The organism is Methylotuvimicrobium sp. KM2, assembly GCF_038051925.1.
Lineage (GTDB): Bacteria > Pseudomonadota > Gammaproteobacteria > Methylococcales > Methylomonadaceae > Methylotuvimicrobium.
In genome coordinates, this window is record NZ_CP150634.1 from 4,052,851 (window position 1) to 4,067,810 (window position 14,960).

The following is a 14,960-nucleotide window of genomic DNA, read 5'->3' on the forward strand; positions in this document are numbered from 1 at the left end:
AATGGTATCGAAGCCTCATTAGCTAAAGTTGAAAACAGTAATTTTTGACTTATGTATAACGATGAGCACGGAGCGGGTTATTCAACCTGCTCCGAACGTTTCGATTTGCTTCAACCATTTCAGCTTGCTTCAGCCACGGGTGAAGCGTTTAGGATATAACTACAAAGCCCGTCTTGCCAGAGGCTCCTTTTATTAGCCGCAGACTTTTTTCATGACTTCGCCGATCTCGGTGGGCGAGCTGACCATTTCTACGCCGGCCGCTTTCATCGCGGTAATTTTGCTTGCCGCCGTACCTTTACCGCCGGTCACGATCGCTCCGGCATGACCCATGCGCTTGCCGGGCGGCGCGGTTTGTCCGGCGATATAACCGACCACCGGTTTCGTGACATGCGCCTTGATATATTCGGCCGCTTCCTCTTCCTCGCTACCGCCGATTTCACCAACCATGACGATGCCGTGCGTTTGCTCATCGGCCTGAAAACGGCTGATCACGTCGATGAAATTCATGCCGTGAATCGGATCGCCGCCGATGCCGACGCAAGTGCTTTGCCCCAAGCCTTCGCGCGTCGTTTGATGCACCGCCTCGTAAGTCAATGTCCCTGATCGCGACACGATACCGATCTTGCCGGGCTGATGAATAAAACCCGGCATGATGCCGATTTTACATTCGCCCGGCGTGATGATGCCGGGACAATTAGGGCCGATCAATACCGTATCGGAACCGGCCATCGCGGCCTTGACGCGCAGCATGTGCAATACCGGAATGCCTTCGGTGATACAGACGATCACTTTGATGCCGGCATCGAAGGCTTCCAATATCGCATCGGCCGCATAGAAAGGCGGCACATAAATCACCGTAGCTTCAGCCTGCGTTCTTTGCACGGCCTGTTCGACCGTATCGAACACCGGTAAATCGCAATGAGTCTCGCCGCCGCGCCCGGGCGTTACGCCGCCGACCAACTGCGTGCCGTATTCGAGCGTTTGCAACGAATGGAAAGTGCCTTGTTTACCGGTAAAGCCCTGACAGATGACTTTCGTCGCTTTGTTCACCAAAATGCTCATACACCCTCCGCCAGTGCAACTACTTGTTCGGCAGCCTTTGCTAAGTCATCCGCCGCCACTAAATTCAATCCCGACTCCCGCAATAATGTACGCCCCGCTTCGGCATTCGTGCCTTCGAGCCGAACCACGACCGGAACCTTAACACTAACCTCCTTGACTGCGGCCAAAATGCCTTCGGCGATCACGTCGCACTTGACGATGCCGCCGAAAATGTTGACCAGCACGGCCTTGACGTTCGGGTCGGCCAGGATCAATTTAAACGCTTCGGCGACTTTTTCGGTATTCGTTCCGCCGCCGACATCAAGGAAATTAGCAGGACTCCCGCCTTTCAACTTCACCAAGTCCATCGTCGCCATCGCAAGGCCCGCGCCGTTGACCATGCAACCAATGCTGCCGTCCAAGGTGATGTAATTAAGCCCGAACTGCTGCGCCTTATGTTCCTTTTCGTCCTCCTGTCCCGGATCGCGCATCGCGGTAATGTCCGGATGCACGGCGACCGCGTTGTCGTCGAAATTGATCTTTGCATCGACCGCGATCAATTCGCCCGAGTCCGTCGTCACAAGCGGGTTGATTTCGATCTGGCCGGCGTCTTTTTCGAGTAACAGCTTATAGATACCAGCCATGATTTTTTCGAGACTCTTGAATTGCGTAGACTCAAGTCCGAACGCAAATGCGACTTTGCGGCATTGATAAGGCTGAAGCCCAGCAGCCGGGTCGACTTGAAACGAAATGATGCGGTCCGGCGTTTTTTCCGCAACTTCTTCGATATCCATGCCGCCGGCCGCCGATGCGATAAAAATTACGCGTTCGCTGCCCCTGTCAACCAATGCGCTCAAATAAAACTCGCGATCGATTCGTCCGGCCTTTTCGACATAGAGCGTCTCGACCGGCAAGCCTTCGGCTCCGGTTTGCTGCGTCACTAAGCGCGTACCCAACAATTTACGACTGAATTCGGTAATCTCGTCTAAACTTTTTGCGATATGTACGCCGCCTGCCTTGCCACGCCCGCCTGCATGAACTTGCGCCTTCACGACCCAGGCATTGCCGCCGAGTTCGCGCGCGACTTGTTCGGCATGCCCCGCCGTTTCAGCCGGACTGCCTTCCGGCACGGGAATGCCATAGAGTTTGAACAACTGTTTAGCCTGGTATTCATGGATGTTCATCGTTATTTTCCGGTGGTTATAAAATTACCTGATATCTTGCTTACATTTCGATCCAATTTGAAAATATAGCTTTCCGAATTAGACCGGTAAACAGACTCCCGTATTTATCTTGCTTTCGACTCGAACCTTTTTACTGTGAAATTTTGTAAATTTGGACTCTTTATCTAATTTTTCGACATACGGCGCTCTACAGAGCAAATGCCGGTTCCGAAGAAGGTGCGGTTGCTCGATCGACAGGCGCGGCGGCAAGGATAGCCGCCGTCGAGCCTACATGGACGTATTCACCCAGCCCCTAAATTCCATAGCCCATCGGTCATGGTTAATAGTCTTACTAATTTAGGGGCTGGGTCCTGTCGAGCGAGTGACCGCACCCTCCGCCACGCCTCGAACTGTCATTTGCCGGGGCGATGACCGGGCCTTCATGAATGTTACTGTAGGTTTATTTTAACCAAGCCGCAATAAAACACCATGCTTAATAAACTCAAACCGGAAAACAAATCCGATATTATTTATCCTTGTCCTTTTTCGATGGGATACGGCATCCCGCGCCAACAAGCCTGGCTGCTATTAAAAGTCTTTCTGACTTACCGGCTGATTCTGGCTTGCTTATTCGTGATGTTATTCTTCAGCCGGCTCGGCCCCGGCACAGGCGCCCGTCACGACGAATACTTATTTATCGTCAGTGGCAGCGGTCATTTAGCGCTGACGATAGTATCCGGCTTTTGTTTATTGCGGCGACTGGTCAGCTATACCGTTCAGGCTCAAACGCTCATTTTCACCGACATTATCATCATTACACTGATCATGCATGCTTGCGGCGGCATTAACAGCGGCGTCGGCATCTTACTCGCCGCATCGATCGCCGCGAGCGGACTATTAATCGGCGGGCGATGCGCGCTGCTATTCGCCGCCATTGCCAGTTTAGCCATTCTTGCCGAGCAGATTTATGCGTTCCAAACCCATAGTTTCAGAGATACCGCGTATACCTATGCCGCGATGCTCGGCGCTTCATTCTTTACGATCGCAATGCTGGCCTATGCGCTCGCGCAACGCACCGAACAATCCACCGCGCAGCAAAAAACCATCAACCAACTCGAGGAACTCAGCAAATACATCATTCAACATTTACAATCGGGCATTATCATTTCCGATCGCGATCATCAGATACGGATGAGTAACGAAGCCGCCGCGAGACTTACGCAATGCTCGACAATGCCCGGTCATCTTCATACTATTTCTCCATACTTAGACGAAGCTTTCTCGTTCTGGCTTAACGACCCCAGCCAGGATTTCGCCGTGATTCCCTTAACGGACGGCAGCGAGATGCAAACCCGGTTTACAGCGCTTCCGACCCGGCACGAAGCGCTCAACATGATAATCTTGGAAGATATCGCGTTTTACAATCAGCGTTTACAACAAAGTAAACTCGCCTCTCTAGGGCAATTAACCGCCAGCATCGCTCATGAAATTCGCAACCCGCTCGGCGCCATCAGCCATGCAGGACAACTGCTTGCTGAAAACATCGAATTATCGGACGAAGACCGGCGTCTCACCGAAATTATTAGAGATCATTCGACCCGCGTGAACAAAATCATCGAGGATATTTTACAATTGTCCCGGCGTAGCGCTTCGTTACGTAAAAAAATCGACTTGATTCAATGGTTAGACGACTACATTGAGCAATTCTGCGCTGAAAACGGTCACGCACGCGATCTTTTCACCCTGACGACAGAATCGGAGCAAGCGCAAGCATTGGTGGACAAAGGCCATTTAAAACAAATTCTCGACAATCTGTGCCAAAATGCCTTGAAATACGGCAACCCCGAAAAAAAATCAATCACATTGGCGATCCGTCAACATGAGCAAATGCCCTGTATTGAGGTTATCGATTCCGGCCCCGGCATCGACCCGAGCCACCGCAAGCATCTGTTCGAACCTTTTTTTACGACCTCGGCGCACGGAACCGGTCTGGGACTTTATATTTCGAAGGAATTAGCCGAACTGAATCAAGCCCGGTTAAGCTATCATATTACCGACCGGAACCGAAGTTGCTTCCGGCTCTGTTTACCGAACGCCGAACAAACTTTGATTGAAATATGAAACACCCCCTAACGTTAATCGTCGACGACGAACCGGACATCCGAGAGCTTTTAAGCATTACGCTCAAGCGCATGAACATCGATACCTTGTGCGCGGAAAATGTCGGCTCGGCTCGCCAGTTGTTGCAACATCATCCGTTCGATCTTTGCCTAACCGATATGAAGCTACCCGACGGCAACGGACTCGAATTGGTCGAATACCTCCAAAGCACGGGTAGCACGATTCCGATTGCCGTGATTACCGCACACGGAAACATGGACACTGCGATCAAGGCAATGAAAGCCGGCGCCTTCGACTTTATCTCAAAACCGGTCGATTTACCGGTGCTTCGGCAAATCGTCACGAAAGCCCTACAACTAGGCCCCGACGCCGACACCAAAGAAAGACGCACACGACATATTTTATTGGGCGAATCGGAGCCGATGCGTCAAGTCCGGTCCAAAATCGACAAACTGGCACGTAGCCAGGCGCCGGTCTATATCAGCGGCGAATCGGGGTCGGGTAAGGAATTGGTGGCGCGCTTGATTCATCAGCAAAGCCCGCGTAGCGACAAGCCTTTTGTTGCCGTAAACTGCGGAGCAATTCCGCCCGAACTCATGGAAAGCGAGTTTTTCGGACATAAAAAAGGCAGTTTCAGCGGTGCAATTGCCGATAAAAAAGGTTTGTTTCAAGCGGCCGAGGGCGGCACGCTGTTTCTCGATGAAGTCGCTGATCTGCCTCCCTCGCTGCAAGTCAAATTACTCCGCGCGATTCAGGAAAAAAAAGTCCGCGCGGTCGGCGAACAACACGAAACACCGGTCGATGTTCGCCTCCTAAGCGCCACGCATAAAGATTTGAATCAATTGGTTCAGGAAGGGGGTTTTCGGCAAGACTTATACTACCGGATCAATGTCATCGATCTCAATATTCCGCCGCTTCGCGAACGAGGCGATGATATCGCGCAACTTGCCGAACATATTTTGACTTCGTTGAATAGCAACAACCTTTACCGAGTTCGGCTTTCGGAATCGGCGCTGACCGCATTGAAAAAGTATCGTTTCCCAGGCAATGTGAGGGAACTCGAGAATATTCTAGAACGCGCCGTTGCGCTCAGCGACGGCAAAACGATCGATTCGGACGATTTAAATCTGCCGATTAATCCGGAAATCGTTCCTGATGCCCCCGTGTTCAACCCGTCAAAAGCGTCGTTAGAAGATTATTTGGAAGATATCGAGCGAACCGCCATTACCATCGCTCTCGAAAATAACCGATGGAATAAAACCGCAGCGGCAAAAGAGCTGGGTTTATCGTTCCGCTCATTGCGTTACCGGCTAAAAAAACTGGGCTTGGACTAGACCTGTCTAAAAAAGTCCTTTTCGTCAATTCCAGTGTTCTCGCTTTTTAATCTCAACATGTCTTGGAAGGTGCGCGATGCGCACCCGACAATGCCATCCATTGAACGGCTAACAACACCAACTGTAAAGCGCCCGACCGTGGTGATACGGTAGCCTATTAAGCGCGGTATTTATCCATTTGCAGCAAGCTGTCCAAAGCCGTTTTGATTTTAGCATTAGCCTCATCGTCCAATTCACTGTTTTTATAGACTTTATCGAGCAAACCTTCTTTGACCATGGCCTCTTTTATCCAACGCTTGGCAAAGCGGTAATTGGTCGGAATGCTGGCCGTTTCGCCGGTCGCCGGATCGCGCAAACCGCTCTTGCTTGCAGACGATTCATTTTTTTCAGGCGCCTGTGCAACGGGCTCGGGCGCTTTTTTAGCAGTTCTCGGCGCCGGTTTATTTTCGACAACTTTCACTTCAGCGGGTTTAGCGGTTTCGGCTTTCGCCGGATGCGAACCCTCTTTTGCCTTAATGGCTTTCATATCGGCCATTTGATCGCCAACCACCGCATAAACTACATAAGCCACAAAAATCGTCGTTAAAATAAACAATATTTCCGCCATATTCCCTTCCTCCAGTTAATTAATTGAATTGCCCGGTTAATTCGCCATTCGGCATGATTATTAGGCTGTTTGTTATTATCTTTTTCATCGTTTAAAAAAGCCGTGAACTTATTCGTTATTTTTCTTAACCTTGTCACCGACCACCACATAGACGACATACGCGACGAATATCGTCGTTAAAATATAAAACCCCGTTGCCATCGATTACTCCATTTTGATTTGTTATTCTATTTTCGCCGAAAAAAAGGCCTTTTTTAATAAAAAACCAAGCGTTTGGCGATAACAGCGAATATACCAGAAGCCGCGCGACCGGGTAAACCGTAAATCCTTACCAACAGACCTGCCCTTTGGCCAAGCTCGGCAAGTCATCCCTTAATCCCATGGCATGACGGTTCAAATAATCTTTCAACGCCGCAGTATGATTGATACGGTTCATGCCGAACGAACGTAGTTTGGCGAACATTGGATTGTCGACCGCATAGGTTTTATTAATTAAATCCATACTCGCCATCATCATTAAATTATCGCCTTTACGCCAGCGTTCATAATGCCTTAAATATTGAACACCGGATAACGGCCGACCCGACCGTTTAGTGTCTATGACGGCTTCAGACAAGGCCGCGGCATCCAACAAGCCGGCATTGGCGCCTTGTCCGGCCAAAGGATGCATCGCATGCGCCGCATCGCCCACTAATGCAAAATGACTGTCGGTATAGCGGTCGGCAAATTGAAATTTCAGCGGAAAGGCCGCGCGCGGGCCGATCTTGAGCATGTTACCAAGAATACCGCCCGATGCTTGCTGTAATAGGCTTAAAAACTCGTCATCAGGCACTGTTAAATACTGTTGCGCAGTCTCGGTCGATAAGGTCCAGACAATCGAACACTGGCCATCGAAAAGGGGTAAAAAAGCCAACGGTCCTTCTTCGAGAAACCGTTGCCATGCTGTCGCTTGATGCTCGAGCTCGGTTTGCACGGTCGCGACCAAACCGTCTTGTCGATAGGGCCAACCCGTCACGCCGATACCGGCCATAGACCGCAAGGCCGATTCGCGCCCATCGGCGGCAACCACCAAAGACGCTTCAAAACTTCGCCCATCCGTCAATCTTAGGCGCCTGCCGTTTTCAATCAATTCCATGAACTCGATTTCGGCAGGCGTAATGCATTGAACGGTCGGCAAACTATCTAAAACATCCCAAAGCGCCGCGATCGTGATCCGGTTTTCGACGATATGTCCCAATTCGGTAAAAACCGTATCGGCGCAATCGAAATGCAAATAGCCATCGGAGCGACCATCCCAGACACGCATGTCTTTGTAGGGCGCGGCGCCTTTTTGCACGATTCCGCGCCAAGCACCGACCCCCTCCAGAATGGCCTGAGAGGCTTTGGTCAACGCCGATACGCGGATATCCCGCAGGCTTTCGTCCCATTGGCGTTCCGGACTGCGCCTGTCCAATAACAAGGTTTCGACCCCGCCATGCCCCAGCGCACAAGCCAAGGCCGCCCCGACCATGCCGCCGCCGACCACTATCACTTCCGCTTGCCTCGTCATCCGCCTTATCTCCTGTTGCCGACGCGCGGCAGTCTGCCGGCCAAGCCCATGGCATGACGAGTCAATAACGATTTACCTCCCGGCAAGGTATCGAGCAATGCCAAACCGAGATTTCTTGCCGCCGCCAATGCGATCCAATCATTCGAAAAAATCCTGACTACGTTATCGGTAAAGCCGATTATTTTATTTAGATCCTTGCGCCTGGATTGAGCATAACCTCTCAAGAACATCGAGTCGCCGATATCGCGTTCGCGCTTGGCTTGTTCGATCAGCATCTCAGCTAACTGCACGACATCGCGAAGCCCCAGATTGAAGCCTTGTCCTGCAACCGGGTGCAATTGATGCACAGCATTACCGATAATGACGGCACGCCCTTTCACCATCGTATCGGCCTGTACCAAGGTCAGCGGGAAGGCCCGGCGCGGAGCCGCCAAACTCAATTCTCCCAGGCGATAGCCGAAACACTCTTGCAATCGTTCGATGAATTCTTCGTCGGAAACCGACATCAAGCTTTCGGCGTCCCGGTGCGTATTGGTCCACACCACGGCGCATTGACTTCCTTGGATGGGCAATAAGGCCAAGGGCCCGGAAACGGTAAAGCGTTCGAAAGCGGTATTGCGATGCGGCAATGAGCAATTTATGGTCGTCACCAACGCCGTTTGTCCGTATTCGGTCGTTTGCTGCCCGATATCGAGCAATTTCCGCACCGAGGAATTACCGCCGTCGGCGCCGATCAGCAGCTTGGCAGTCAAGGTTATTGATTCGTCATGGTATTTGAGACTCGCGCCGACATCGCTATCGGTACTAGCCAAACCCGCCAATCGAGCAGGACTGAGTTTGACAACCCCGGTCCGTTCGACCAAGTCCGCGACATGGCTTTCGATATCGCGGGCCTTGATCACATAACCCAGTGCCTTGACGCCTTCCTTTTTCGCCGACAAGCGGGTTTTTCCGAAATGCCCGCGATCGGACACATGAATATCCTCGATCGGCGCGGCCTTATCGGAAACACCCTGCCACGCGCCGAGCGCATCAAGCATCGTGACGGTCCCGGTCGCCAATGCCAAGGCGCGATCGCCGGCCCATGAGTTTTGTAACTGTTCGCGGCTCTGCGCTTCGACCATGGCGATTTCGAGTCCCGAACCTTCAAGGGCCAAAGCCAGACAATTACCGGCCAATCCGCCGCCGATAATCAATGCATCGTATTGAGTCCGCATCAGGCCGCCTGCATCAACGCTTCAATGGCTTCAATGCTTTTCGGCACATTTACCGTCAAAATCTCGTAGCCGTCTTGCGTTACCAGCACATCGTCTTCTATTCTGATCCCGATACCCCGCCATTGCTCGTCTACTTGCTCGCAATCTTTAGGAATATAAAGGCCGGGTTCTATCGTCAAGACCATGCCCGGCTCCAATATCCGCCATTCGTCCTTGACCTTGTAATCGCCGACATCGTGTACGTCCATGCCGAGCCAATGCCCGATTCTGTGCATATAGAATTTTTTATAGGCTTCGTCCTTGATCAGTTTCGCTACGCGACCTTTCAGCAAACCCAATTTAACCAAGCCTTTGGTCAAGGTTTTTACCGATGCCTCATGAGCCTGATTCCAAGGATTGCCGGGCTTGATCTCGGCCAAGGCCGCCGACTGAGCATCGAGCACTAGTTGATAAAGTTGCTTTTGCGGTTCGGAAAAACGCCCGGAAACGGGAAAAGTGCGCGTGATATCGGCCGCATAGTGATCGCATTCGGCGCCGGCATCGATCAATAATAAATCGCCGTCGGTCAATTTAGACGTATTTTCGGTGTAATGCAGCACGCAAGCATTCTTACCGGCGGCTACGATCGAAGGATAGGCAACCGCCCTTAGGCCTTGCTGTAAAAAATGATAAATGATTTCGGATTCGATTTGATATTCATATAGACCAGGGCGGCATTTTTGCATCGCCTTGACATGCGCTTCGGCGGAAATTTCGGCCGCCTTGCGCATCAATTTGATTTCGGCCTCGCTTTTGAACAAGCGCATTTCGTGTAATATATGTTCGAGCGATACCAACTCCAAGGGCGCGTTGACGCCGGCGCGCGATTGATTGCGTAAATGGTGCACCCATTCGAGCAGGCGGTGATCCAAATCGCTATCCCGGCCCATCGGATAAAAAACCTTTTCTTTATTTTCAATGAGCCCGGGCAAAATTTCATCGATATCGTCGATTGGAAATGCATCGTCGGCGCCGTAATCGGTCGTTGCTCCGATCAAACCGGCATGCGCACCTTCCCAAAGCGCTTTTTTTTCATCGTATTCGCGGCAAAAAAGTAAATATTGTCCTTGCTGCCGACCCGGTATGAATACCGCAAGCGCATCCGGTTCGTTAAACCCGGTCAGATAATAAAAATCGCTATCTTGACGAAACGGGTAATGCACATCCCGATTACGGGTTTGCGCCGATGCGCTAGGTATCAATCCAATATTACCCTTGCCGATTTGTTGCATTAAGCGCTTACGGCGTTTTTTAAATTCTGCTTGCTTCATTTTTCCTCAGGTACGCTATTTCAGATTTAATGCGCGCTACCGCCGACGGAACCGGCCATTTCGTTACGAACTAACTGTACCGCAACTCGTAAGTATTCTTGAATTTCAGCAAAGGCTTCTTGGCCCTCTTCGCTATCATCATCGTCAGAGATGGCTTCCAGCTTTGTGATTTCCACAATATCCTTCACTATTTCGCCGACATCCCCAGTCCAATTTGAAGACGATTGACTAAATCCGATACCGAATAAAAAGCCTTGACACCAATCGCGCATCGCTTCAACGGCTTCGCTTAAGTTATCCTCTTCGACATCCGGCAACATTAAATCGAAAGTATAATCGTCATCCGTCAATAACGCTCTGGTTTGTTCGAACAAATCCCCTAACAAGATATTTCCGCCAGAAGCGTAAGCCCCTTCTCCGAATAGCTCATCCAACCAGTTTGATTGACTCGCTCTAACGTCAACACACAACATACCGGTTGCAATGCCATGCGCTTCTGCTGCCGACACCTCGGCCCCCTGTTGACGTAGCGTCTGATCGATTGTCTGATAAATCATTTTCTTGTTAAAAAGTACGGATTCCAAAAAATTAACCGGCTTATGCTAACATTGATTGACTTAATGGATAATACTGAGAGAAAGTTATTTTTAGCAATCCGTCATTTTCAGTACAATTAGCCAAGTTGCACATTCTATCTTCTTGAGTTTATTCGCAAGGTCAATTCGGCTGCTTCGCCTCTACCCCATTAGGAAAAGGCCGGAACATAAATCCGAAATTTACCAAGCGATGATTACACTTTATCTACTTAAATTATTATGCCAAACGCTGAAAACGACCATTCACTCGAATTAAAAGACTTGGAAGAAAAGCTTGATCTTTTGATCGAACAATACAATGCGATCAAAAATGAAAACCATTCGCTCAAGGTCAAGCAAGCGGAACTTGTCAAGCAAAAAGCCAAATTGCTCGAAAAAACCACATTAGCCAAAACCCGCGTCGAAGCGATGATCTCCCGTTTAAAATCCATGGAGCATGGCGCATGAGCAGAACACCTTCCGCTGTCACACTTGAAATTCTCGGCAAGGAATACAAAATCGCTTGCGAACCCGAGGAACAAGACGGACTGATAGAATCCGCTCGGCAACTCGACAGAAAAATGCGCCAAATCAGAGACTCCGGCAAAGTCAGCGGCACCGATCGGATTGCGGTAATGGCAGCCCTGAACATGGCTCACGAGCTCCATCTAGCCGAATCCCGCAACCGCGAACTGGAATTACATCTGCAGGATAGCCTGATAAAAATGAGTAATAAAATAGAAAACGTTTTGGAAATTACAGAAACGCGTTAAAATGAAGCCCTGTATCTCCTGCAGCGTTCGAGGGTGGGCTGGGTGTTTCCTGAACCTATATTTACCCCGGGAACAAATGTTCGAACTTGGTGTGCATACCCGCTTTACGCGGGAAGCCTGATAGGTCGTCTGCGTTCCCACTTGAACCATTGGTTCAAGGACGATAGCTCATTACGGCGCAGGTGGGAGATACTGCCTCTATTGCCTTTCCTATATCCATGAACTACTGGTTAATGAAATCCGAACCTAACGAGTTCGGTATCGACGATTTATTCAACAGACCCCATCAAACCGAACCTTGGGACGGCGTCAGAAACTACCAAGCCAGAAACATGATGCGCGATCAAATGAAGATCGGCGACTTGGCTTTCTTTTATCATTCCAACTGCGATATCCCCGGCATCGTCGGCATCATGAAAATTAGACGCGAAGGCTACCCCGACCATTTCGCTTTCGACCCCGACGACAAACACTTCGACCCAAAAAGCTCGCCCGAAAATCCGCGCTGGTTCATGGTCGATGTTCAATTCGTAAAAAAACTATCCCGAACGATCTCGTTGCAAGAACTGAAACAACACCCAGAATTGGAAGACCTCGCGCTAGTCAGACGCGGCAACCGCCTATCGATTATGCCGGTTTCGAAAGCGCAATGGGATTTCATACTGGGGCTTGAGTGAAACGATAGTATTTGATTTATGCTGGCATAAAAGATAGGGGCTCACGCGAAGGCGCAAAGACGCGAAGAGATATGAATATGCTGCTATCACACCCTGACATATCAGCAATGATAATCGTGTTATTTGCAGGTACTTTAATCTTTCTTAAAGTCCTTCGCATCACGCGAAGACGCTAAGCCGCGAAGGAATAAGGAGTCCAGTATGCCTAAAACTTATCACGCAAAATCAAGAATGGATGTTGAGGAAATATCTGCGATTGTGGTGGACACGGCCCTCAAATTGCATCGCGATCTTGGGCCCGGGCTTCTGGAATCGGTTTATGAATCGGTGTTATCCAAAATGCTGGAACAACGTGGGTTGTTAGTCGAGAGACAAAAGCCGATTCCTATTCGTTACCAGGGAGTGGAACTCGACGAAGGCTTTCGGCTGGACTTGCTAGTCAACGGTCAACTAATCGTGGAGTTGAAGTCGGTCGAAAATATTCATCCAGTTCATCCCAAACAGCTATTGACCTATCTACGCCTAATGAACCTTCCTCTCGGCCTGCTAATCAATTTCGGCGCACCACTCCTAAAGGACGGACTCAAGCGCATTGTCAATAACCATAAATTCGACTATTCCCCACGCAAAGGCACGATATGAACAACAATAAAGAATAATGAATTCGCTGCTATCACACTCTTTCGTAAAAGCAATAAACCTGTATGGCTAAAACTTATCACGCGAAGGCGCGAAGACGTGAAGAGTTAATGAATGATGAATGCGCTGCTATCACAGCCTGATTTACTAGCAAGGTTAACGTGTTATTTGCAGACTCTTGTTTATTCTTTCCTTCGCGTTGCCGCTAAACGATCCGGTTTTGACTTTTTGCTTTTCTTAGCGTCTTCGCGCCTTCGCGTGAGGAAAAAGATCACTTGATAAATAGCCGGGCGACGGCAGCCGCCCGACGATATGGCTTTTAGTGGCTAACTTCGACTCGCGCGCCTTTACTTTGCCCGATTCCGCCAAGCATTTGCACGAACCAAGGCGTGTCGATATCGAACGGTTTGCCGCCTTTGATGCGCGGGAATTCGATCGCACGCAAGACGTTGCCGTTGTCTTCGTCGTGACCGATGACCCCGGACTCGCGGCGTAATGCGCATTCGACCGCTAGATCGGCGCAGGATTTGATCAAACGGATATCATCGACGTTCGAGGCCGAAGCTCGCGAGAAATAACCCGATTTTTGAATCAAGGTTTTTTCGGCACCGATCATTTCGGCGAATTGCTCGCCGAACCATTTGCCCGGATTGACCGCATCGAGCTTGATGTGACCGAACGCATCGCGCGGAACTTCTTGGCCCTTGGACTGCATTTCGGCGACGATCGCATCGACACCAGCGCCTTCCGATACGAAAATATTGACGCAATCGACTTTATCCATCACTTCGCGCAAGCGCTTCGCTTCGGCTGCCAGGTCGATTTCCATTTCGGGAACAAAGACCCCGTGAACTTCGTATGCCGCACGATCGAGACCGATTTCAGGCAGCCATTCGGAGCGATCCAACAATTTACGGTATTCCATTGCGGTTGCGGCAGTCAGCCATCCGCAATTGCGGCCCATGACTTCATGAACAATCAGCATGCGCGGATTGGCGTTATACTCGGCCACGACATTTTGGAAATAATGAGCGCCTTGCTCCGCCGCAGTCCATGCGCCCAAAGATTGTTTAATCGGGAAAACATCGTTGTCGATCGTTTTCGGCAACCCGATAACCGTCAATCCGTAATCGTTTTTCGCCAAGAAGGCCGCCAAATCGGCTGCCGCGGTATTGGTGTCGTCGCCGCCGATCGTATGCAGGACATCGACGCCGTCTTTGACTAATTGATCGGCCGCGACTTTTTGCGGATCCTGGCCTTCTTGAACCAATCCGCGCTTGATGCAGTCTTTGACGTTGGTCAGTTTGACTCGGCTGTTGCCGATCGGCGAGCCGCCGAACTTATGCAGCAACGCGGCGTTTTCGCGGATCTTCGGGGTCACGGCGTAAGAATCACCGAGCAATAAACCTTTGTAACCGCTACGGTAGCAGATGATCTCGATCGAAGGGTCGATTTCGGAGTAACGCTCGATGAGACTGCCAATGGCTGAACTAAGGCAAGGCGCTAAACCGCCTGCGGTGAGAATTGCGACTTTTTTTGGTTTGTTCATGAGATTTAAGCTTTATGGTTATAAAAATTGTTTCGTTGTGTAAACGCGGAAATCACTTTCTCCGCTTTTTAACCCGGCTCATGCCGTTTGGCGATTTAAATGACGATGCGCTTAAAGATAGAGCCTGAATTGGTTGACGTTGAATTTTAGCATAATCGGAACAATTCGCTGCCGTCGATTTATACTCATCGTAGATGAAAATCCGGCCTCGGGGTGCCCGTTAAAGGACGCCGTAAACCCAGCACCTAAATTCCATAGCCTATTGGCCATGATTGATTACATAGATAATTTAGGTGCTGGGTAAATACGTCCATGTAGGCTCTATGCCAGCTCCATGCTGGCAAAGCCTTTATGAACGCTATGGATGGCGTGAATGTCGATTTTGCAGGAGCAAAAATCGACCTA

Annotated in this window: 14 protein-coding genes and 1 other RNA gene; 7 read left to right on the forward strand and 8 right to left on the reverse strand. The window is 50.2% G+C overall.

The genetic code is table 11. The features are described 5' to 3' along the window. Positions 1–192 precede the first annotated feature (192 nt). A complete protein-coding gene (sucD, locus tag WJM45_RS16955; RefSeq protein WP_341326238.1) occupies positions 193–1,062 on the reverse strand; it encodes a succinate--CoA ligase subunit alpha in 870 nt (289 codons plus the stop codon). Continuing rightward, the gene (sucC, locus tag WJM45_RS16960; protein ID WP_341326239.1) at positions 1,059–2,225 is read right to left on the reverse strand and encodes an ADP-forming succinate--CoA ligase subunit beta; all 1,167 of its coding nucleotides are present in this window, start codon (positions 2,223–2,225) and stop codon (positions 1,059–1,061) included. Before sucC ends, sucD begins: the two co-directional genes overlap by 4 nt. A gap of 468 nt (positions 2,226–2,693) precedes the next feature. Between sucC and WJM45_RS16965 the strand changes: the two genes are divergently transcribed. Together WJM45_RS16965 and WJM45_RS16970 are read left to right on the forward strand one after the other, a co-directional pair. Further along, entirely contained in the window at positions 2,694–4,325 is a 1,632-nt protein-coding gene (locus WJM45_RS16965) for a HAMP domain-containing sensor histidine kinase (protein ID WP_341326240.1), read from the forward strand. After that, positions 4,322–5,659 (forward strand): sigma-54 dependent transcriptional regulator, encoded by a 1,338-nt coding sequence (locus WJM45_RS16970; RefSeq protein WP_341326241.1) that lies wholly within the window; start codon positions 4,322–4,324, stop codon positions 5,657–5,659. Before WJM45_RS16965 ends, WJM45_RS16970 begins: the two co-directional genes overlap by 4 nt. 157 nt (positions 5,660–5,816) lie before the next feature. Here WJM45_RS16970 and WJM45_RS16975 read toward each other — a convergent pair whose 3' ends face one another. The 5 genes from WJM45_RS16975 to WJM45_RS16995 all read right to left on the reverse strand — a co-directional run bounded on the left by WJM45_RS16975 (position 5,817) and on the right by WJM45_RS16995 (position 10,899). Next, complete coding sequence (locus WJM45_RS16975; protein WP_341326242.1) at positions 5,817–6,266, reverse strand: hypothetical protein; 450 nt, start codon at positions 6,264–6,266, stop codon at positions 5,817–5,819. 328 nt (positions 6,267–6,594) lie between these two features. After that, positions 6,595–7,815 carry a UbiH/UbiF/VisC/COQ6 family ubiquinone biosynthesis hydroxylase gene (locus WJM45_RS16980; protein WP_341326243.1) on the reverse strand — a complete coding sequence of 407 codons (1,221 nt, stop codon included), beginning with the start codon at positions 7,813–7,815 and terminating at the stop codon, positions 6,595–6,597. A 5-nt stretch (positions 7,816–7,820) separates the two neighbouring features. Then, complete coding sequence (gene ubiH, locus WJM45_RS16985) at positions 7,821–9,032, reverse strand: 2-octaprenyl-6-methoxyphenyl hydroxylase (RefSeq protein ID WP_341326244.1); 1,212 nt, start codon at positions 9,030–9,032, stop codon at positions 7,821–7,823. After that, complete coding sequence (pepP, locus tag WJM45_RS16990) at positions 9,032–10,342, reverse strand: Xaa-Pro aminopeptidase (protein ID WP_341326245.1); 1,311 nt, start codon at positions 10,340–10,342, stop codon at positions 9,032–9,034. The genes ubiH and pepP overlap by 1 nt, the downstream gene beginning before the upstream one ends. A gap of 26 nt (positions 10,343–10,368) precedes the next feature. Further along, complete coding sequence (locus WJM45_RS16995) at positions 10,369–10,899, reverse strand: UPF0149 family protein (RefSeq protein WP_341326246.1); 531 nt, start codon at positions 10,897–10,899, stop codon at positions 10,369–10,371. Positions 10,900–11,157: 258 nt separating this feature from the next. On the opposite strand from WJM45_RS16995, the gene WJM45_RS17000 reads away from it, so the two are divergent. The 5 genes from WJM45_RS17000 to WJM45_RS17020 all read left to right on the forward strand — a co-directional run bounded on the left by WJM45_RS17000 (position 11,158) and on the right by WJM45_RS17020 (position 13,009). After that, a complete protein-coding gene (locus tag WJM45_RS17000; protein ID WP_341326247.1) occupies positions 11,158–11,385 on the forward strand; it encodes a TIGR02449 family protein in 228 nt (75 codons plus the stop codon). After that, the gene (locus tag WJM45_RS17005; RefSeq protein WP_341326248.1) at positions 11,382–11,690 is read left to right on the forward strand and encodes a cell division protein ZapA; all 309 of its coding nucleotides are present in this window, start codon (positions 11,382–11,384) and stop codon (positions 11,688–11,690) included. The genes WJM45_RS17000 and WJM45_RS17005 overlap by 4 nt, the downstream gene beginning before the upstream one ends. 12 nt (positions 11,691–11,702) lie before the next feature. Then, a non-coding RNA gene (gene ssrS, locus WJM45_RS17010) (6S RNA) lies at positions 11,703–11,883 on the forward strand. Between the two features lie 25 nt (positions 11,884–11,908). Then, positions 11,909–12,367 (forward strand): EVE domain-containing protein, encoded by a 459-nt coding sequence (locus WJM45_RS17015; protein ID WP_341326249.1) that lies wholly within the window; start codon positions 11,909–11,911, stop codon positions 12,365–12,367. Between the two features lie 201 nt (positions 12,368–12,568). Then, positions 12,569–13,009, forward strand: coding sequence for a GxxExxY protein (locus WJM45_RS17020; RefSeq protein WP_341326250.1), 441 nt, complete (start codon positions 12,569–12,571; stop codon positions 13,007–13,009). A 316-nt stretch (positions 13,010–13,325) separates the two neighbouring features. Here the strand turns inward: WJM45_RS17020 and WJM45_RS17025 are convergent, their stop codons facing one another. Then, entirely contained in the window at positions 13,326–14,555 is a 1,230-nt protein-coding gene (locus WJM45_RS17025; protein ID WP_341326251.1) for a pyrophosphate--fructose-6-phosphate 1-phosphotransferase, read from the reverse strand. Positions 14,556–14,960: the final 405 nt, after the last annotated feature.

Excerpts from the sequence above, each read along its gene's own strand:
- sucD (WP_341326238.1), bottom strand. The coding sequence starts at position 1,062 with ATGAGCATTTTGGTGAACAAAGCGACGAAAGTCATCTGTCAGGGCTTT.
- sucC (WP_341326239.1), bottom strand. The coding sequence starts at position 2,225 with ATGAACATCCATGAATACCAGGCTAAACAGTTGTTCAAACTCTATGGC.
- WJM45_RS16965 (WP_341326240.1), top strand. The coding sequence starts at position 2,694 with ATGCTTAATAAACTCAAACCGGAAAACAAATCCGATATTATTTATCCT.
- WJM45_RS16970 (WP_341326241.1), top strand. The coding sequence starts at position 4,322 with ATGAAACACCCCCTAACGTTAATCGTCGACGACGAACCGGACATCCGA.
- WJM45_RS16975 (WP_341326242.1), bottom strand. The coding sequence starts at position 6,266 with ATGGCGGAAATATTGTTTATTTTAACGACGATTTTTGTGGCTTATGTA.
- WJM45_RS16980 (WP_341326243.1), bottom strand. The coding sequence starts at position 7,815 with ATGACGAGGCAAGCGGAAGTGATAGTGGTCGGCGGCGGCATGGTCGGG.
- ubiH (WP_341326244.1), bottom strand. The coding sequence starts at position 9,032 with ATGCGGACTCAATACGATGCATTGATTATCGGCGGCGGATTGGCCGGT.
- pepP (WP_341326245.1), bottom strand. The coding sequence starts at position 10,342 with ATGAAGCAAGCAGAATTTAAAAAACGCCGTAAGCGCTTAATGCAACAA.
- WJM45_RS16995 (WP_341326246.1), bottom strand. The coding sequence starts at position 10,899 with ATGATTTATCAGACAATCGATCAGACGCTACGTCAACAGGGGGCCGAG.
- WJM45_RS17000 (WP_341326247.1), top strand. The coding sequence starts at position 11,158 with ATGCCAAACGCTGAAAACGACCATTCACTCGAATTAAAAGACTTGGAA.
- WJM45_RS17005 (WP_341326248.1), top strand. The coding sequence starts at position 11,382 with ATGAGCAGAACACCTTCCGCTGTCACACTTGAAATTCTCGGCAAGGAA.
- WJM45_RS17015 (WP_341326249.1), top strand. The coding sequence starts at position 11,909 with ATGAACTACTGGTTAATGAAATCCGAACCTAACGAGTTCGGTATCGAC.
- WJM45_RS17020 (WP_341326250.1), top strand. The coding sequence starts at position 12,569 with ATGCCTAAAACTTATCACGCAAAATCAAGAATGGATGTTGAGGAAATA.
- WJM45_RS17025 (WP_341326251.1), bottom strand. The coding sequence starts at position 14,555 with ATGAACAAACCAAAAAAAGTCGCAATTCTCACCGCAGGCGGTTTAGCG.